At 68.1% G+C, this 17,306-nt stretch carries 18 protein-coding genes and 1 pseudogene; 10 read left to right on the top strand and 9 right to left on the bottom strand.

Features of this window, described 5'->3' with window-relative positions:
- The first annotated feature begins 105 nt into the window (after positions 1-105).
- Entirely contained in the window at positions 106-540 is a 435-nt protein-coding gene (locus tag ACFQ7Q_RS29475) for a hypothetical protein (RefSeq protein ID WP_055639265.1), read from the top strand.
- A 41-nt stretch (positions 541-581) separates the two neighbouring features.
- Here ACFQ7Q_RS29475 and ACFQ7Q_RS29470 read toward each other — a convergent pair.
- Positions 582-1,438: pseudogene (locus ACFQ7Q_RS29470) on the bottom strand (IS5 family transposase); the annotation flags it as partial.
- A 57-nt stretch (positions 1,439-1,495) separates the two neighbouring features.
- Between ACFQ7Q_RS29470 and ACFQ7Q_RS29465 the strand changes: the two are divergent.
- Positions 1,496-2,427 (top strand): IS5 family transposase gene (locus ACFQ7Q_RS29465; protein ID WP_383560284.1). Its coding sequence is split into 2 segments (ribosomal slippage): positions 1,496-1,828 and positions 1,831-2,427, totalling 930 coding nucleotides; the frame shifts between segments, so codons are not numbered across the junction.
- 41 nt (positions 2,428-2,468) lie between these two features.
- Here ACFQ7Q_RS29465 and ACFQ7Q_RS29460 read toward each other — a convergent pair.
- The 3 genes from ACFQ7Q_RS29460 to ACFQ7Q_RS29450 all read right to left on the bottom strand — a co-directional run bounded on the left by ACFQ7Q_RS29460 (position 2,469) and on the right by ACFQ7Q_RS29450 (position 4,259).
- On the bottom strand, positions 2,469-2,903 hold the full coding sequence (locus ACFQ7Q_RS29460; RefSeq protein WP_055639265.1) for a hypothetical protein: 435 nt from the start codon (positions 2,901-2,903) through the stop codon (positions 2,469-2,471).
- Between the two features lie 306 nt (positions 2,904-3,209).
- The gene (locus ACFQ7Q_RS29455; protein ID WP_383560282.1) at positions 3,210-3,494 is read right to left on the bottom strand and encodes a hypothetical protein; all 285 of its coding nucleotides are present in this window, start codon (positions 3,492-3,494) and stop codon (positions 3,210-3,212) included.
- Between the two features lie 378 nt (positions 3,495-3,872).
- Complete coding sequence (locus tag ACFQ7Q_RS29450) at positions 3,873-4,259, bottom strand: DUF6193 family natural product biosynthesis protein (protein WP_383560281.1); 387 nt, start codon at positions 4,257-4,259, stop codon at positions 3,873-3,875.
- A gap of 118 nt (positions 4,260-4,377) precedes the next feature.
- Between ACFQ7Q_RS29450 and ACFQ7Q_RS29445 the strand changes: the two genes are divergently transcribed.
- Positions 4,378-5,241, top strand: a complete 864-nt coding sequence (locus ACFQ7Q_RS29445) for an aminoglycoside adenylyltransferase family protein (protein WP_383560280.1) — start codon at positions 4,378-4,380, stop codon at positions 5,239-5,241.
- Between the two features lie 229 nt (positions 5,242-5,470).
- Entirely contained in the window at positions 5,471-6,061 is a 591-nt protein-coding gene (locus tag ACFQ7Q_RS29440; protein WP_383560279.1) for a GNAT family N-acetyltransferase, read from the top strand.
- Positions 6,062-6,473: 412 nt separating this feature from the next.
- Here ACFQ7Q_RS29440 and ACFQ7Q_RS29435 read toward each other — a convergent pair whose 3' ends face one another.
- The 3 genes from ACFQ7Q_RS29435 to ACFQ7Q_RS29425 all read right to left on the bottom strand — a co-directional run bounded on the left by ACFQ7Q_RS29435 (position 6,474) and on the right by ACFQ7Q_RS29425 (position 9,045).
- Positions 6,474-7,157 carry a hypothetical protein gene (locus ACFQ7Q_RS29435; protein WP_383560288.1) on the bottom strand — a complete coding sequence of 228 codons (684 nt, stop codon included), beginning with the start codon at positions 7,155-7,157 and terminating at the stop codon, positions 6,474-6,476.
- Between the two features lie 328 nt (positions 7,158-7,485).
- Complete coding sequence (locus ACFQ7Q_RS29430) at positions 7,486-8,064, bottom strand: SMI1/KNR4 family protein (protein ID WP_383560277.1); 579 nt, start codon at positions 8,062-8,064, stop codon at positions 7,486-7,488.
- Between the two features lie 144 nt (positions 8,065-8,208).
- Positions 8,209-9,045, bottom strand: a complete 837-nt coding sequence (locus ACFQ7Q_RS29425; protein WP_383560286.1) for a DUF4436 family protein — start codon at positions 9,043-9,045, stop codon at positions 8,209-8,211.
- 798 nt (positions 9,046-9,843) lie between these two features.
- Between ACFQ7Q_RS29425 and ACFQ7Q_RS29420 the strand changes: the two genes are divergently transcribed.
- From ACFQ7Q_RS29420 to ACFQ7Q_RS29405, 4 genes are all read left to right on the top strand, one after another.
- Positions 9,844-11,061 carry a protein-L-isoaspartate O-methyltransferase gene (locus ACFQ7Q_RS29420; RefSeq protein WP_383560275.1) on the top strand — a complete coding sequence of 406 codons (1,218 nt, stop codon included), beginning with the start codon at positions 9,844-9,846 and terminating at the stop codon, positions 11,059-11,061.
- Between the two features lie 77 nt (positions 11,062-11,138).
- A complete protein-coding gene (locus ACFQ7Q_RS29415) occupies positions 11,139-11,378 on the top strand; it encodes a GNAT family N-acetyltransferase (protein ID WP_383560274.1) in 240 nt (79 codons plus the stop codon).
- Positions 11,375-11,920 carry an NUDIX domain-containing protein gene (locus ACFQ7Q_RS29410; RefSeq protein WP_383560272.1) on the top strand — a complete coding sequence of 182 codons (546 nt, stop codon included), beginning with the start codon at positions 11,375-11,377 and terminating at the stop codon, positions 11,918-11,920. Before ACFQ7Q_RS29415 ends, ACFQ7Q_RS29410 begins: the two co-directional genes overlap by 4 nt.
- 246 nt (positions 11,921-12,166) lie before the next feature.
- Positions 12,167-12,850, top strand: coding sequence for a TetR/AcrR family transcriptional regulator (locus ACFQ7Q_RS29405; RefSeq protein WP_383560270.1), 684 nt, complete (start codon positions 12,167-12,169; stop codon positions 12,848-12,850).
- 42 nt (positions 12,851-12,892) lie between these two features.
- Here the strand turns inward: ACFQ7Q_RS29405 and ACFQ7Q_RS29400 are convergent, their stop codons facing one another.
- Both ACFQ7Q_RS29400 and ACFQ7Q_RS29395 read right to left on the bottom strand, forming a co-directional pair.
- The gene (locus ACFQ7Q_RS29400) at positions 12,893-13,681 is read right to left on the bottom strand and encodes an enoyl-CoA hydratase/isomerase family protein (protein WP_383560268.1); all 789 of its coding nucleotides are present in this window, start codon (positions 13,679-13,681) and stop codon (positions 12,893-12,895) included.
- Between the two features lie 139 nt (positions 13,682-13,820).
- The gene (locus tag ACFQ7Q_RS29395; protein WP_383560267.1) at positions 13,821-14,774 is read right to left on the bottom strand and encodes an NAD(P)H-dependent flavin oxidoreductase; all 954 of its coding nucleotides are present in this window, start codon (positions 14,772-14,774) and stop codon (positions 13,821-13,823) included.
- Between the two features lie 535 nt (positions 14,775-15,309).
- On the opposite strand from ACFQ7Q_RS29395, the gene ACFQ7Q_RS29390 reads away from it, so the two are divergent.
- On the top strand, positions 15,310-16,128 hold the full coding sequence (locus ACFQ7Q_RS29390) for an SDR family oxidoreductase (protein WP_383560266.1): 819 nt from the start codon (positions 15,310-15,312) through the stop codon (positions 16,126-16,128).
- A gap of 291 nt (positions 16,129-16,419) precedes the next feature.
- Positions 16,420-17,306: acyl-CoA dehydrogenase family protein (locus tag ACFQ7Q_RS29385; RefSeq protein ID WP_383560265.1), on the top strand; the 887-nt coding region annotated here is incomplete at its 3' end.

Below are 17,306 nucleotides of genomic sequence, written 5' to 3'. Positions count from 1 at the left end.
GCTGAGAGTGTCAGCCGATCCGACGGAGTGGGAGCTGTCCGGGCGATCACGCTGTGGTGACGTGTCAAGGGCTACTGTCGCAGGTCATCAGTAGGATTCGCGGACATGGGAGCGAGTAGATGGTCGTACTTCACGCCTTTCCAGCACAGTGAACAGGACGCATTGAACGATCTTCGCGAGACGGCCTTCGCTCAGGAGGTCGAGTACTACCGGGAAGCAGGAATCGAGACGCTGGCAGCGCTGATGGCGAGCGGTTGGCTGGAGGAGGAGCCGGCGCATTCCGTGCTGGACGTCGAGCGTGTGGTCCGTTGCGAGGAACACATGGAGGAACCTGGTGACGTGAGGGTGGTCGAAGCGGCGGAAGTAGTCGCACTGTTCGGCACGGTGCAGCCCGGACGGGAGGTCGTCGAGCAAGCCCTGAAGCGGGTCGGAGACGGCTGGTTCCCTCCGTTCGACCGCGGCTCCGGCTGCTGCACGATCGTTTACGAAGACGAGGGACGCCCGGCGGAACTGTGCTTCTGGGGCTCCACCGGAGACTGATCAGGGCCACACGGCCAGGGCTAGCATGGCGTTCTGGTCGATCATGTGCGGAGCCAGATGACGAGGGCTGCGGCAGTCGCGGTCCCGAGAAAGACGTAGCCGCGCTTGTCGTAGCGGGTGGCCACCGCTCTGGCGTGCTTGAGCCGGTTGATCGCCCGTTCGACGGTGTTGCGCTTCTTGTAGCGGTCTTCGTCGAAGCCGGGTGGCCGTCCGCCGCGTGACCCTTTGCGCAGGCGGGCTGTCTGGCTGTCGGTCTTCTCCGGAATCGTGTGCCGAATGCCCCGGCGTCGCAGATACTCGCGGCACGGGCCGTTGCTGTAAGCCCTGTCCGCCGCGAGGCTGTCGGGCTTGTTGCGCGGCCTGCCCGGCCCGATCCGCGGGACGCGAATCTTCTCCAGCACAGGCTTGAACTGCGTGCAGTCCGCCCGCTGTCCGGGTGTGACGATCAGGGACAGGGGGCGGCAGCGGCCGTGCGCGCTCAGGTGGAGTTTGCTGGTGAACCCGCCGCGCGAGCGGCCCAGGCCCTCGCCTCCTGCACCACCTCCACCAGGCGGGCGACGAGGCTCTGCCACGGCGTTTCGCTCTGGTGCTCTACCGCTGCGTCCCCCTTTGAGGCGGGAGCCGGCGGTGGTTCGGCGCGAGCGCCAGCGGCATGCTGATGCGCCCGCACGATGGTGGAGTCGACCGAGATGTCCCAGTCGATTTCCCCGGCCGCGTCGACCTCGGCTTGGACCTGCTGGAGCAGGTGTTCCCAGGTTCCGTCGGCTGACCACAGGCGGTGGCGTTCGTAGACCCTCCTCCATGGCTCGAACCACGCTCTGACCGATCTGCTCTGCCAGCCAGGACGTATGCCGTGGTACCGGGCGTAGGTGGCCCGGCAAGAGCCGGAGGAGACGGCCTAGGACTTGTCCGGCCGATCATGTGACTACTCTGCGGTCATGTCGTTGACGGGGACATGGGTCGGGGCGATCTGACGGATGCCGAATGGGAACGGCTTCGCCCGTTCCTGCCAGTCAGCAACGGGCGTTGTGGCAGGTGGCGGGATCACCGGCAGGTGATCGACGGGATTCTGCACCGGGTGCGGACCGGGGTGCAGTGGCGTGACCTGCCCGAACGGTTCGGCCCGTGGAAGACGGTCTATGAACGCCACCGCCTGTGGTCAGCCGACGGAACCTGGGAACACCTGCTCCAGCAGGTCCAAGCCGAGGTCGACGCGGCCGGGGAAATCGACTGGGACATCTCGGTCGACTCCACCATCGTGCGGGCGCATCAGCATGCCGCTGGCGCTCGCGCCGAACCACCGCCGGCTCCCGCCTCAAAGGGGGACGCAGCGGTAGAGCACCAGAGCGAAACGCCGTGGCAGAGCCTCGTCGCCCGCCTGGTGGAGGTGGTGCAGGAGGCGAGGGCCTGGGCCGCTCGCGCGGCGGGTTCACCAGCAAACTCCACCTGAGCGCGCACGGCCGCTGCCGCCCCCTGTCCCTGATCGTCACACCCGGACAGCGGGCGGACTGCACGCAGTTCAAGCCTGTGCTGGAGAAGATTCGCGTCCCGCGGATCGGGCCGGGCAGGCCGCGCAACAAGCCCGACAGCCTCGCGGCGGACAGGGCTTACAGCAACGGCCCGTGCCGCGAGTATCTGCGACGCCGGGGCATTCGGCACACGATTCCGGAGAAGACCGACAGCCAGACAGCCCGCCTGCGCAAAGGGTCACGCGGCGGACGGCCACCCGGCTTCGACGAAGACCGCTACAAGAAGCGCAACACCGTCGAACGGGCGATCAACCGGCTCAAGCACGCCAGAGCGGTGGCCACCCGCTACGACAAGCGCGGCTACGTCTTTCTCGGGACCGCGACTGCCGCAGCCCTCGTCATCTGGCTCCGCACATGATCGACCAGAACGCCATGCTAGCCCTGGCCGTGTGGCCCTGATCAGTCTCCGGTGGAGCCCCAGAAGCACAGTTCCGCCGGGCGTCCCTCGTCTTCGTAAACGATCGTGCAGCAGCCGGAGCCGCGGTCGAACGGAGGGAACCAGCCGTCTCCGACCCGCTTCAGGGCTTGCTCGACGACCTCCCGTCCGGGCTGCACCGTGCCGAACAGTGCGACTACTTCCGCCGCTTCGACCACCCTCACGTCACCAGGTTCCTCCATGTGTTCCTCGCAACGGACCACACGCTCGACGTCCAGCACGGAATGCGCCGGCTCCTCCTCCAGCCAACCGCTCGCCATCAGCGCTGCCAGCGTCTCGATTCCTGCTTCCCGGTAGTACTCGACCTCCTGAGCGAAGGCCGTCTCGCGAAGATCGTTCAATGCGTCCTGTTCACTGTGCTGGAAAGGCGTGAAGTACGACCATCTACTCGCTCCCATGTCCGCGAATCCTACTGATGACCTGCGACAGTAGCCCTTGACACGTCACCACAGCGTGATCGCCCGGACAGCTCCCACTCCGTCGGATCGGCTGACACTCTCAGCTGCTCCTCGGGCCATCGATGGGCATCATTCGGCAGGCTCTTGCGCCATCTGAACCGTGAGAACGGACCTGGGCTCCTCGCCAAGGAGGAAGGCTGGGTACACCCGGCGTACTTGGTGGTCACGAACCCTCTCGTGCGGGCCTTGACGTGGCCGACAAGTCGAGGCGGTCTCTTCAATCGCAGGGGCGCGCCGTACGCCCGACTACGCTCCTTCGAGCCATGCCAGGACGAGGGCCAGCGGCAGTGTGGCGACGGCGAGCGCGAGTCCCGCTGCGGCCATCCCTCCGCGGATCTCCCGCTTGCCGCGAATCCCCAGGTAGGCGGCGAGCAATGGAAGCACGCAGCACAGAAGCAGGCTGAAGCGCCAGCCTTCCTCCCTGAGGAAGAACACCATCACGCCCACACAGACCGGTACCGACATAACGGTCATCATTCGGCTGCGCGAAAGGAACAGTTCGAGGTCCTCGACTCCATTGAAGAAACTCATGCCCGGTCCCTGCCCTCTTCGCCGCCTGCCATCAGATGATCGTAGCGACCCCGGTCCCACCCTGAACGTTCCGCCCAACGGCGGGTACCACCGTTCGCTCCCACCATGCAGCGGAGCCGTTCGCGCCCACGGGCCACGACCGACGTACCCGGCGTCGGGACGCAGACACTCATCATCCCTGCCGATCGGCGCGGCAACCGGGTCAACCTCGGCTTCCGTGCCGGCAGGCCGCCGGAGTTCGACAAGGTGGACTCTCACCAACGCCATGCCGTCAAGGGCGGACTCAACCGCCTCAAGAGGTACGACGGACTCCCGTCCGCGCTGAAGCCACGGTGCTGGTCGCAGAGATCAACGAGCGACTACGAGCCTCCGCCTCGGTCACCCGGAACGGAGGGTCTCGCCGTGTGACTCGCCGCTCTCCGCAACCACGTTTCCCGGCAGGTGTCTCACCACGAGAGCGGCGGCTTCCGCCGGCGTCGCGACCTCGCCGAGCAGGTCAGCGTAGCCGGACGCGTAGACCTTGTACGGCGGTCCTCCGTACGAGATGGAGGGAAGGTCGTCCTGGCCGGGTTCAAGCGACGGCGGGGCGCTGCGCAGGAAGCGCAGAGTCCCATGAGTGGGGAATGGGTAGAGGCTGCGCAACAGCGGCTCGGCGTGCGCGGCCTCGACGACGGCGGGCAGGGAGTCGTGCGTGGCTCCCCGCATGCCCGGCCTGCGTTCCAGGAGCCCGCACCAGGCCGTCGCGACATCAGGAACCTCAGACATGGACCCATTCTTCGACGCCCGAAGGTCCGCCCACAAATCGGCGAGCGCGTCAACAGCCGCGACGTTCCCAACAGGCCCTAGGGGTAGATGCGATGTGCGTGCCTGTCCAATCGCAAGTGTGCCGCCTGCGGCTGCGCTCCACACTGAGGCAATGGATCAACTTGAACAGACCGTCAAGCTCATCCGCGGCGTCCTGGCGCAGGAGCTGCTTGGCACATACCTGCACGGCTCAGCCGTGCTCGGAGGCCTGAGACCGGCCAGCGACCTCGACGTCCTGGCCGTCACACGGAAGAGCCTCGACGTGCGGAAACGGCGGGCACTTGTTGAGGGCTTGCTGGAGATCTCCGGCCTCACGGCCACCGTCAGGCCGGTCGAACTCACCGTCGTCGTCCAGTCCGAGGTCCGCCCCTGGCGGTTCCCGCCGATCGGAGACCTCTTGTACGGGGAGTGGCTCCGTGAAGAACTGCAGGAAAGCGGGCCCCCACCGCCCTCCCCCATGCCGGATCTGGCCATTGCGCTGACCATGGTGCTGGCAGGCGACCGTCCCCTCACCGGCCCCCCTCCCGCCCAACTCCTCGCCCCTGTGCCGCATGCCAACCTTGCCCAAGCCAGCGTCGCAGGCATTCCCGAACTCCTCGACGACCTCGCCGACGACACCCGTAACGTCCTGCTGACCCTTGCCCGCATCTGGACCACCCTCGGCACGGGCAAGATCGAGCCGAAGGACGCCGCGGCGGACTGGGCTCTCGCCCATCTCCCCCAGGAGCACCGTCCGGCCCTGGAGCATGCCAGGTACCTGTACCGCAACTGCCACTACGAGGAAGAGACCTGGAGTCCCGAACTCAAGGCCCAGGTGCGCCCGCTCGTGGACGAAGTGCTCGCCCGCATCGACAGCCTGCGCCGACAGGATGGTTCGCCAGATCAGCCACCGCCCACTCACTCGTCACCACGCACGGCCCCACCTGCCGACCACCTGACATGAGCTGTGCCCGGTCGAGGCGGCGCTGATGGGACGCCTTGGATGTCCCCACCGCGTGCCCAGGGACTCACTCCCCAGACCTGCTCACCTTGGCTCTCCACCGCCGCCGAGAGGCGCCCTCTCGCGGCGGGGGTGCGGCCAGCGAGGATCAGCACAGCGGGTATGGGTGAGCACCCCGGGGCTCGGACATAACCGATCGACACCCTGATCCTGATCGGCTTGGCTGTGTGGCATGTCAGAGCTGCGTACCGATCGTCTACTGCTCCGCCGGTGGCGGGAGTCCGATCTCGAACCGTGGGCGGCCATGAACGCCGATCCCGAGGTCCGAGAACACTTGGGGGAACTGCTGACGCGGGAGCAAAGCGATGCCGTGGTGGCAGACATGCAGGCCGATTTCGACAAGCGAGGTTTCGGGTGGTGGGCGCTCGAATCACGCCAGACCGGTGAGTTCGTCGGCCGTGCAGGCTTGGACGAGGTAGGCAAGGACATGCCGTTCCCGGGGGTGGACGTCGGCTGGCGGCTGATGCGTTCGGCGTGGGGTCACGGTTACGCCACCGAGGCCGCCCTGGCCTGCCTGGCTTTCGGCTTCGAGGCCCTCGGACTGCCGGAAGTGATCGCGTCGACGACCGTCAACAACCTTCGTTCCCAGGCAGTGATGCGCCGGATCGGTATGACCCACGATCCTGCCGACAACTTCGAGGATCCAAGCGTGCCCGAGGGCCCGCTGCGCCGGTGCGTGCTGTATCGGATCTCCCGCAGCGACGCTCACGGCCTACACCCCGCGACGGGACACGATCCTCGGCACCGCCTCCGCACTCCATGAGCGAGCGGCCACGACCCGTCATCAACAGCGCAACTGTCTGGTAACGAAGAGTGGCCCGTGATCTTCAGAACACCGAATCCGGCGTCCTGGTGTCGGGTAGCGGCCGACCGTGTCTACGACTTGATCTGCGACGTGTTCAGACGAGGGGCGACTCGGAACACTTCCTTAGCCAGCACTGGAGCGACATCGGTGACGCACGGCGGATGACACCATTCGGCGCGCAGATCGCGGATGGGTTCATGTGGCAACCACCCGCGCGTCGCATGAGCCTGACGGAGTGACGTGTCTCCGTGACAGTTGCCGCTGTGCCCACAGCGGCTCGGGGAACGGCTTTGCCACAGATCTCATGCTCGGCCGGCTTGGCCCGGCCTGCCTTGGCAGACCGGGCAGGAGAGCCGTGTAGTTCGGTGGATCAGTAGCGGTGGCCGGGCCAGTGCGGGTCCGTCCAGCGGTCTGGTCCGGTGACGCCGAGCAGCCGTATCCGGTGAAGCAGATCCTCGGATGCACCGTAGGTACGCAGCCGGTCAGACGCGTGGCGGACGAGCCAGGCAGTGAGGTCGACACGCATCTCCTCCTCGTTCTCCCAAGCGTGCCAGGGAAGTTGGTCACCGAGCAGGTCGTACTCCCAGTGCCCTGCCGCTGCAGCCAGGTGCCGGTCGGCCACAGGGTCCTTGAGCGCTTCCCAGGTGCTGAGCCACGGACTCAGTGTGCCCGTCGCCTCGGCCAACAGGACGAGGACGTCATACGCAGGCACGGTGGGGGTCGAATCGGTGAGCGTGTACACCCACCACGCCTGCAGGAACTCCTCCACTGCGGCCGCCTGCCCGGCAGGCCACTGCTGCCAGTGGCCGCGAGCGAAGCAACGGCCGACATCCTCCAGGCCGAAGACGGACTCGACGAGGCCGCTGACGAGGGCCGAGGACAGCTGGGGCAGGATCCGGCGCAGCACAGATGCGTGATCGCTCCAGTCACTGGGCTGCCATGTCCGCCGCAGGAGATCGAGGTCCAGCTCCACGTCCGCCACCTTCAGCTGCGCGAGTTCTTCCGCGCTGCCCCAGTGACACTCGCAGTTGGACTCGTCGGGGTGAGCGGTCATCCCGCGGAAGGTGAAGGCCAGGCTCTCCAGTGCCGCATCGAGGCGACGTCGTACACGGGGCTGATCGAGGTTCGTCACGGGCGTTCGCCTTTGGGGACTCCGGAAGCTCGCGCCATCCGAAGATCGCCAACTTACCGGGGCAAGCCCCCGGCCGCCATCTGTTTCGTCCCTTCCAACAGGCAGCACGACGAGTGCGGCCGTGCATGGCCGCCCCCGGCCAGGTGAACTTTCGTTCTCACGCCGCAAGGCCGGCGCCGAGGCCCGGTCCATGCAGTGGGTGAGGGGCCCGCACTCCACCAGGACTGCCGGCCCTTTGCTCTCATGCGGCTTACCGCGCGGTTCCCTCCCAGACGAGAGAAGGCTCGCCCGCGGTCCGTGCCCAGCGTTCCAGCCGGAGGGGGCCGGGGTAGAACACAGCGCTGTCCGGTCCGACCATGTCACCGCCGGTCAACCAACCGTGCAGCCACTCCGCGAACCCCATCCGGTACTCATAGAAGTCCTGCTCGTCGCCGTCGCAGGTGAGCATCCGCCAGCCGCATGCCTTCTCGTTCCGCGCTGCGAACACATAGTCACCCCTGTCGGTGGTGGCAAGGGGCACCAACCCCATCCTCCCGCCGAACTGAGGACCTGTTTCCTCGAACCCGGGACACGCCACATCTTCGTCCCAGGCCGTGCCCTGAAAGGCCTCATTGGTCTTGCCGATCCACATCCCGAGGTCTTCCGAGGGGTGAAGGAGGACCAAGTGTCGGTTCACCTCCACCGGGGCGTACGCCTCCACGATTCTCTTGAAGTCGTCCGGGAGCTCCACGTCGCAATCTGCTTCGAGACGCTCCCACGCCGCCGCGGAGTCTTCGTGGGCCCTACGCGGCTCACCCAACATCGCCAACACTGCTGCCAAGTGATCCATGACTCGCCTCTCTCCTCCTGCTAAGGACATTTGGGAGCGCCCATCGTTTCTCACCAGATGCCTGGTCGTGCACGGTGCAGTGCTTCCACACGGCCATGACCCTCGCACGTGGCCCGATCAACGTGAAGTCAAAGAGGACAGGCCCTAGGTGCGGTGAGCGTTGTCGCGGCGGAGGGCGGTGCGGACGCTCGTGATGACCACGACGATCAGGCAGAGCGCAATGATCGTCTCGGCCCACAGAAAGGCGAACCAGTCCAGCACGCACCCGATCGGGGGTGTGCCGGGGGCGGTGTTACGGAATGCGGAGAGGGCGAACAGGGTGGCGGCCATCCAAGCGAGGGCCGGCCAGACCAGGCCCTCGCTGCGGGTCGTCAGGTACCAGGTCGCGATGAGCACGGAACCCGCCAGCGCCCACATCACGACCATCATGAGGACCGCGAAGACGAACAGGCTGCCCGATCGGGACAGCCCCAGCCCCAAGACGGCCTCTTCCGGGTTGGGGGTGGGTGTCGCGGAGATCGAGAAGAGCGTGTCGTTGTTGGAGAACATCAACCGCACCGGCACCTGCTTGCCGCCCAGCTGTGCCCAGAACTCGACGTCGGTCTCGTAGGTGTCGAAGGGGTAGTCGCTGATCGATCCACCCGTGATCGCGACCTGCACGTCCTTCGTCGTGAGGCGCTCGTGCGCCTTGAACGCCAGGTCGCTGAGGGTTGCCGCGGAGGTCTGGAGGCTGAGATCGGCCACAGGGGCGGTCCCCTCCTCCTCGCCGAGAGCCCCGCGCGGGGTGACCCGGACTCGCAGTACCAGCTCTCTGGCCGCGGCGTCGACGTGTTGGACGGTGGCCTCCACGTCCACCCGGTCCGCGGCTCCGGATCCGACCGTGTGGACCGTGTCGATCATCTGCCGCTCGGTGAACTGCAGCCACGACCCCACGGACACCGCCACCACGATCAGGACCGCGACGAGAAGCAGCACCGGCAGAATCGACGCCCCGAAGCGGCGTGGGCGAGGTGAGTCCGAGGGTGGGGTCATCGTGACTCCGACGAGCTTGGGAAAGGGAACGGACTCGTCCGGCCGACGTCGGGAGCGGACTTCGCCCCGGGCAGCGCCGCCTGCCGAAGCCTGGCGTCACCACCACGGGCAGCCCTCTTGTCCGAAACGCGGGGCGGTGGCCGCAATGTGATCCTCGCCGACCGGGCCGGCGATCCTCCGCATTCGAGCAGGCGTGTCGGGGCCCCTACCGGGCGGCCCGGTGCGCCGCGTCCCCTGCCCACATCGATGCAGTGCTCTGCTCGCTGAGCACCAGCAGACGGGTCAGATGAACGACAGGAGTGCGGGGCAGCTAGGACCTCGCACCATCGCACCTCTCCCCCATCGGCTCACCGCCGTGGTCACGCCCCCCTCGCCTGCGAGCGCAAGCACAGCAGCGCCACGAGGCCACGGCGGAGGCAGCATGTGGCACGTGGGCGTTTCGGCCACATCCACTCCAAGCCGCCGCCCTCGTGCCGCAAGGGTCGGTGCACCCGACACCAACGCGCTTGCGCACTGCCACGGGGTTCGCACGGCGTCCGAAACACATGTGTTCGACGAACCCGGTCCGGTCGTTGAACCTCGCAGAACCCAGATCCTCACCCCCTGGAAAGGCCACCCATTCACGCGGCAAACGCGGCCGCCAGCGCTACGACTCCGTCGCCCGCCTTCTGGCAGCTGAGCCTCTGTCCGCCGCCCAGCCACCCTGCCCACCCGCCCCAGATCCCTCGTCCGTGAAGGAGGAACCCCGTGTCTGCTGGTCTGAACGCCGCAACGCACGCCAAGCGGGCCGCGATGGTCGATCGCCTCGTGTCCGATGGCGTCCTGACCGACCGCCGGCTCCGTTCCGCGCTGCTCCGCGTGCGCCGCGAGGTGCTTCTCCCTCACGCCTACGTCCGGGTCAGCGGCCCGGGCGCGGAACCCATCGAATGGCGGCTCCTCCAGGGCGCCCATCCCGAAGACCGGGCGGAGTGGCTCGAGCTGATCCACAGCGACGAGTCGATCCTGCTGCAGCGCGACGGCGAGCCTCTCGATGTCCTCTGCCGCGGCCCGGTCTCCGGAGGCCACATGTCGTCCATGTCCACCTACACTCCGGCCACCATCGGAGCTCTGCAGACCCTGCGACTCGAGCCCGGGCAGTCGTTCCTCGAACTCGGACCAGGTCCAGGCGTCTCCCTTGCGCTCGCCGCCGCCGTCACCGGCCCTGGGCACGCCGCCGGTGTGGAGCGCGATGAGCGCATGGCCGCATTCGCCCAGCAGAACTTGGACGACCTCGGCCTTGGCGCGAAGGTCGTCGCGGGCGACGCCCTTGACGGGCTCCCGGCTGAACGGCTCTTCGACCGGATCCACTCCGGCATCGGCGTCCCCTGCGTCCCGCCCGCGTGGATCCAGCAGCTCGCGCCGGGCGGGAGGCTACTCACCACGCTCGCCACCAGGACGCCGAGCTGGCCGGGACAACTCCTCGTCTCCCGCGCGCCGGCAGGCGAGATCAAGGCGGTGCTGAAGGGCACGCCGCGGGGGTACCGGCCCATGCTCGGCTACCGGTGGCTCAGCGCTCTGGACCACCGCACCCGCATCAAGGCCCGTCCCGGCCGATCGCGCCCGACCGCGCTGGCTCCGCCGGCGGACGACGCGTACGGATTCTGGATCGCCGCCGCCTATGTGCTCGGAAACGGCAGCCTGGTGCGGGACTTCCAGGCAGAGACGATGACCATCGTCGCTCCCGATGAGGACTCCTGGGCGGTCGCCGGGCCCGGTGACGGCACCGTTCGCGTGCACGGCCGCCGGGATGTCTGGGCCGAACTCGAAGACCTTCACGCCCGCTGGGATCGGGCCGGTCGTCCGGACACCTACACCGTTGAACTCCCCGATGGAGGTGGCCCGCAGTACGTCACCTCCGGCACCGGAAGGAACGCGCTCGCATGGACGCTCCCCGCGCTTGCCACCGTTCCCCGGCAGACGCCTTGATCACGCCGCTGCGGGTCACCGTCGCCGCGGTGACCTCCGTCCCCCTTCTCAACGGCACCCACCGGAGGAACCTCGTCATGACACACACAGCAGGCCCACCGGCCGTGGCGACCGAACCCGCGCACCGGCACCGCGGCCACGCCCGGGCCGCCTCGGCTGCGCTGCTGAAGCACCTGCAGCGGGAGGGCGCGACGCTCGACGAAATGCAAGCAAGCGCAGACGCCGTGCCGCTGTACGAAGGGTTCGGCTGCACCAGCAATCCCGGACTCATGCGGATGACGAAGCTCCCGCAGGCCCGGGAGGGGGGCGCGTCATGACTGAGGGATGGCTCCCGCCCGAGGAGTACGCAGCCTCGCTGCCGAAAGCGAGCGTGTTCGGCGCCGTCTTCTTCACCGACATGGACGACCGGCCCGTGCAGCTTCATGCCGTCTACAGCACCGAGCATCCCTGGCAGCTGCCCGGCGGTACGGCGGAGGCCGGCGAACGGCCGTGGGAAACCGCGGTGCGGGAGACCGAGGAAGAGACCGGGCTGCTGGTGCCAGGGCCGCCGCGGCTGCTGGCGGCCGTCTTCGGCCTGCCCGGCGCGGCATGGCCCCTGGCGACCACGGGCTTCGTATTCGACGGCGGGCGGTTGACCGACCGGCAGATCGCCGGCATCACACTCGCCCCAGAGGAGCACGACGACGTGCGGGTTCTCTCGCTGGAGGGCTGGCGGGCGCTGATGCCGGCACGGGACTTCGCCCGGCTCACCGCCCTCATGGATGCCCGCCGGACCGGAGTGGCGGCCTACGTCGGTGCCTGGGACTGGGACAGCGATCTACGCGGTACGGCCACGAGCACCGAAGAGACCGCACGGTGAGCACCGCATCATCAGTGCGGGGCCTGGAGCGAGCACTACACGTCAAGCCGGCGCATCGAGCCGCGCTTCCGCCGCCCCACCGGCAGTGGGGCCCGGGCGACTCGGCCACCCCGACGGCACCGGTGGCCCCGGGGCTCCTGGTTCGGCAGCAGGGAGCCGAGGAGGGCCAGGGGCGCCGGTGAGGGCGGTGGGGTATGAGCCGCCGCGCGCTGAGGCCCCCTCCGGGAGGGGTGCGATGATAGGAGCATGGGACGACAGAGGACCAAGCCGGCCCCGACGCCGCCGACCACGACGCGTGGTCGGCGTACCCGTGACGGCCTGATCCTTGCCGGGCGGGAGGTTCTGGAGCAGCAGGGTTGGTCCGCTTTCAGTCCTGAAGCAGTGGCGCAGGCGGCCGGCGTCTCGTACGGGACGTTCTACACGTACTTCGAATCCCGCGACGACCTGCTGCATCACGTCGTCCGGTCGGTCGCGGGCGAAATGCTGGCCTCGAGCCTGGTGTCACCGGATGTGGTGGGCGATCCCTACGCGAAGCTCATGGAGTCGAACCGCCTCTACCTCCGCGCCTGGGACAGAGCGTCGAAGGTGCTGCGGCTCGTCGAGCAAGGGGCGGCCGCGGACGAGGCCCTGCGGCAGATCGTCCTTGAGATCCGCGAGTTCTACGTCAGTCGTGCCACGAAGGGTCTGAGGCGTCTGCAGGACGCGGGCCTGGCGAATCCGGATCTGGACCCACGCCTGACGGCGCTGGCGCTGGGGTCGATGGTCGAGCAGGTCGCCCACGCACGGTCCTCCATGGAGGAACCGTTCGACGAGGACACGGTCGTCGATCACCTTTCGCGACTGTGGGCGTCGGCCATTGGGTTGCAGGGAGCGCCCGACGAAGGGTGGGCCGCTCGCGCCCGTGCCTCTGCGGGTACCGCTTCCGACTGACGCGGGCGAGAGCCGAGGCAGGAGCTGCGGGTCGCGGGCAGCTCAACGCCCCGTGAAGGACGGCTTCTGCTTGGTGAGGAAGGCGTTCAGGCCAAGGCGGTAGTCCTCGGAAGCCCCGGTGTGGGCGATCTGCGCCGCTTCGTATTCCAGTGCGGCGTCGAGTGTCGATTCGGACGCGAAGGTCACGGCTGCCTTGATGGCGGCGAAGGCGCGAGTGGGGCCGGCGGCCAGTGCGGCAGCGCTGCGGTGGACCTTGGCGTGGAGGTCCTCGTCAGCGGTGACCTGGTGGAGCAGTCCCAGGTCGAGCGCCTCCGCTGCGCCGAGGAGGCGGGGGTGCAGCAGCAGGTCGAGTGCCGCTGCTCGTCCGGCGATGCGGGGCAGGGTCCAGGAGATCCCGGTGTCGCAGGACAGGCCGATGCCGGCGAAGGCGGTGGTGAACGTCGCGGACTCGGCGGCGATGCGGAAGTCGCATGCGAGTGCCAGCGCCATGCCTGCGCCGGCGGCGACCCCGTTGACGGCCGCGATCACGGGTTTGGGTGTCGTCAGCAGGGTCCGAATGAGGGGGCTGTAGTGCTCGCGTACGGCGTTGGCCATGGCGTCGGGGCCCTCTGCGGTCTGCGCTTCATCCAGGTCCTGGCCGACGCAGAAGGCCCTTCCGGTTCCGGTGAGGACCACGGCACGGACGTCGGGGTCGTCGGCCGCTGTCTGCAATGCGGCCAGGAGCTGCGTCTTGGTGTTCAGGTCCAGGCTGTTCATCCGGGCCGGCCGGTCGAACCGGATCGTCCGGACATGGCCTTGTGTGGAGGTGGTGACGACAGGGGGGTTCGTCATGGCGGTTCCGTTCCTGGGCGGGTGGCGGATCATGTGGGGCGGAGAAGGCTCATGCAGTCGCGGGCGGGGCGGAGAAGGCTCATGCGGTCGTGGGCGGGGCCGAGAAGCCTCAGGCGGTGTCGGCGGGGCGGAGAAAGGCTCAGGCGGTCGTCGGCGGGGCCGGGTGGAGGGACGTCCTGGTGCTGAGGTCGTGCACGGCGGCCTCGTACTGCGTCTTGAATGTCGCGATGAGGTCGGCGACCGTGAGGCGCTGCTTGACGGCACCGATGCCCTGGCCGGATCCCCAGATGTCCTTCCATGCCCTGGCCTCGGTGTTGCCGCCGGAGCCGAAGTCCATGGCGGATGGGTCGGATTCGGGGAGGTTGTCGGGGTCGAGACCGGCGGCGGCGATGCTTCCGCGCAGGTAGTTGCCGTGGATCCCGGTGAACAGGTTGCTGTAGACGATGTCCTTGGCGGCGCTGTCGACGATCATCTGCTTGTAGGCCGGCGGGTTGTTCGCCTCGGCGGTGGCCAGGAACGCCGACCCGATGTAGGCGAGGTCGGCGCCTGCGGCCAGGGCCGCCAGGATCGACCGTCCGTGGGCGATGGCTCCGGACATCAGCAGCGGGCCGTCGAACCATTCGCGGATCTCCTGGACCAGGGCGAAGGGGGACTGCGTGCCGGCGTGGCCTCCCGCACCGGCCGCCACGGCTATGACGCCGTCGGCACCCTTCTCGATCGCCTTGCGGGCGAACTCGTTGCTGGTCACGTCATGGAGAACGGTCCCTCCGTAGGAGTGCACGGCCTCGTTGATCTCGGGGCGGGCCCCCAGGGAGGTGATGACGATCGGCACCTGGTGCTTCACGATCACGTCCATGTCGCGCTCGAGGCGGTCGTTGGACCGGTGCACGATCTGATTGACCGCGAGCGGGGCGACGACCGCATGCGGGTGCGCGGCCGCATATGCGGCGTTCTCCTCGGTGATGCGGTCCAGCCAGTCGGAAAGCAGTGACGCGGGCCGAGCGTTCAGGGCCGGGAACGAGCCGATCACACCGGCCTGGCACTGGGCGATGACCAGTTCGGGGCCGGAGGCGATGAACAGGGGCGAGCTCACGACGGGCAGGGTGAGGGGCCGCGAGAGGGCAGGGGGCAACGGCATAGCGGGTCCTTGAGCGGTTTCGGTGAGCCCTCGGAACGTGACCGGAAGAGAGGCTCTCGGCGGGGACAGGCAGCGATTGTGCAACTCGTTGCACAATCGGGCAAGGGAGGCCGCCGGGGCGACGTGCGGCACTGCAGCCGTACGGGGACTCCTGCCCACCCTCCTTCACAGGGCCCCACCAGCGACTTCCCGGTTCGCGCCCCGCCCATCAACATTCTCTGACTTTTTTGTCAGTGAGATAGGCGTCACAGGAGAGACAGCCGTTCGGGCAGTCCACTCCTTCACGCATCCCAGGCAATCGATACCAGCGTGAAGCCATGCACCAAAGCGCCGATTCACCCCGTGGCGACCACGTACGCGGCCACTCTCGTGCGGCCTCGACGCCGAATCTCGCACTTGACTATTTTGTCAGGTTGCCTGACGCTGCCGTCACGTAACCCCGGCCGCCGTGAGCGGAGCGGCTGATGACGTCAGAGCACCCAAGGGAGAAATGCGCATGGACATCAAGTTCGATTTCAGTGGCAAGACAGCGGTGGTGTTCGGCGGCACGTCCGGCATCAACCTGGCCATCGCCGAGGCGTTCGCCGCGCGGGGCGCCGCGGTGGCGGTGGCCAGCCGGAAGCAGGCCAACGTCGACGCGGCCGTCAAGCAGCTCGACGCACACGGGAACCCTGTGCGCGGGTTCGTGGCCGATGTGCGGGACCTGGGGTCGGTCGAAGAGGTCTTCGGGGCTGTGCGCTCGGAGTTCGGGCCGGTCGACGTCCTGGTGTCCGGGGCGGCCGGCAACTTCCTGGCCGAGGCGAACGAGCTGTCGTCGAACGGCTTCAAGGTGGTCGTGGACATCGACCTCAACGGGACGTTCCACGTGATGCGAGCCGGCTTCGAGCACCTCGCTCCGGGTGCCTCGGTCATCAACATCACCGCGCCTCAGGCGGTGATCCCCGTGCGCTACCAGGCCCATGTCTGCGCGGCGAAGGCGGGTGTGGACCAGCTGACCCGGGTGCTGGCGCTGGAGTGGGGCGGCAAGGGCATCCGCGTGAACGCGATCGCGCCAGGCCCGATCGCCGGCACGGAGGGTCTGGCGCGGCTGTCGCCGGGAGATGACCCGGATGGCGACAGGTCGATCAAGACCGTTCCGCTGGGCCGGTTCGGCGCGAAGGAAGAGATCGCCGATCTGGCGATGTTCCTGTCGTCCTCGGCTGCCGGCTACATCTCCGGAGCGGTGATCCCCTGCGACGGCGGCGGGTCGTTCGAGAGCATCCGCGGGATCGAGGAAGCCGGCCGCTATCTCGCGTCGGTCTCGCGGTGAGTGACGCGCTGCCGTCCTCTCCCAGCGCTACGACAGACGCCGGAGCGCCGCTGGGAGACAGCCCGCTCTGTGAAGCGATGGTGGTGGATCCGGGCCTGGTCCCTTCGCGGGGACGCGCCTCTCGGCCCGCGGCACCTTCATCGAGCGCAGAGGGCTGCCGGAGACCGCGCCCGCTTCTCCCACACCCCACAGGGTGCGCACCGGTCCCGCCCGGCCGGGCGGCGATACCGCCGCAGTCGCCCGTGACTGGGCTGCACCCGCATTGATCCCGACTGTTCAGGAGCACTCCCCATGAAGCGTCAGATCTACACCGAGGACCACGAGGCCTTCCGCCGAGTCGTCCGTACCTTCCTGGACAAGGAGGTGCACCCCCACTACGAGCAGTGGGAGAAGGACGGCATCGTCTCCCGCGACGTATGGCTCGCCGCCGGCCGTCAGGGCCTTCTCGGTCTCGCCGTCGACGAGGAGTACGGGGGCGGCGGCAACCTCGACTACCGGTATGCCTCCGTCCTCGCCGAGGAGTTCGGCCGCGCCTACACCCCGGGCTTCGCCATCGGCCTGCACAACGACATGATCGGCCCCTACCTGACCTCGCTGGCGACCGAGGAGCAGAAGCGCCGCTGGCTGCCGGGCTTCTGCTCCGGCGAGCTGATCACCGCCATCGCGATGACCGAGCCGGGCGCCGGCTCCGACCTCCAGGGCATTCGCACCACCGCCGAGGACCACGGCGACCACTGGATCCTCAACGGCTCCAAGACCTTCATCTCCAACGGCATCAACGCCGACCTGGCGATCGTCGTCGCCCGCACCACCCCCGAGGGCGGCGCGCACGGACTCTCGCTGCTCGTCGTCGAGCGGGGAATGGAGGGCTTCGAGCGCGGCCGCAACCTCGACAAGATCGGGCAGAAGTCGCAGGACACCGCCGAACTGTTCTTCCACGACGTCCGCGTCCCCAAGGGGAACCTCCTCGGCCAACACAACGGCGCCTTCCTGCACTTGATGACAAACCTCGCCCAGGAGCGCATCACGATCGCGGTCGCCGCCATCGCCGGAGCGGAGCGTCTTGTGGAGCTCACCACTCAGTACGTCAAGGAACGCGAGGCGTTCGGGCGGCCGCTGGCCAAGCTCCAGCACATCCGCTTCGAGATCGCCGAGATGGCCACCGAGTGCGCCGTCAC

The sequence above is a fragment of the Streptomyces sp. NPDC056527 genome, from assembly GCF_042794475.1.
GTDB lineage: Bacteria > Actinomycetota > Actinomycetes > Streptomycetales > Streptomycetaceae > Streptomyces.
This window is presented reverse-complemented; position numbering and strand designations above follow the sequence as displayed.

Bases quoted from the DNA above. Each gene is read 5' to 3' on its own strand.
- ACFQ7Q_RS29400 (WP_383560268.1), bottom strand. From the start codon at position 13,681: ATGACGAACCCCCCTGTCGTCACCACCTCCACACAAGGCCATGTCCGG.
- ACFQ7Q_RS29435 (WP_383560288.1), bottom strand. From the start codon at position 7,157: ATGACCGCTCACCCCGACGAGTCCAACTGCGAGTGTCACTGGGGCAGC.
- ACFQ7Q_RS29405 (WP_383560270.1), top strand. From the start codon at position 12,167: ATGGGACGACAGAGGACCAAGCCGGCCCCGACGCCGCCGACCACGACG.
- ACFQ7Q_RS29390 (WP_383560266.1), top strand. From the start codon at position 15,310: ATGCGCATGGACATCAAGTTCGATTTCAGTGGCAAGACAGCGGTGGTG.
- ACFQ7Q_RS29455 (WP_383560282.1), bottom strand. From the start codon at position 3,494: ATGAGTTTCTTCAATGGAGTCGAGGACCTCGAACTGTTCCTTTCGCGC.
- ACFQ7Q_RS29440 (WP_383560279.1), top strand. From the start codon at position 5,471: ATGTCAGAGCTGCGTACCGATCGTCTACTGCTCCGCCGGTGGCGGGAG.
- ACFQ7Q_RS29430 (WP_383560277.1), bottom strand. From the start codon at position 8,064: ATGGATCACTTGGCAGCAGTGTTGGCGATGTTGGGTGAGCCGCGTAGG.
- ACFQ7Q_RS29415 (WP_383560274.1), top strand. From the start codon at position 11,139: ATGACACACACAGCAGGCCCACCGGCCGTGGCGACCGAACCCGCGCAC.
- ACFQ7Q_RS29475 (WP_055639265.1), top strand. From the start codon at position 106: ATGGGAGCGAGTAGATGGTCGTACTTCACGCCTTTCCAGCACAGTGAA.
- ACFQ7Q_RS29450 (WP_383560281.1), bottom strand. From the start codon at position 4,259: ATGTCTGAGGTTCCTGATGTCGCGACGGCCTGGTGCGGGCTCCTGGAA.
- ACFQ7Q_RS29410 (WP_383560272.1), top strand. From the start codon at position 11,375: ATGACTGAGGGATGGCTCCCGCCCGAGGAGTACGCAGCCTCGCTGCCG.
- ACFQ7Q_RS29460 (WP_055639265.1), bottom strand. From the start codon at position 2,903: ATGGGAGCGAGTAGATGGTCGTACTTCACGCCTTTCCAGCACAGTGAA.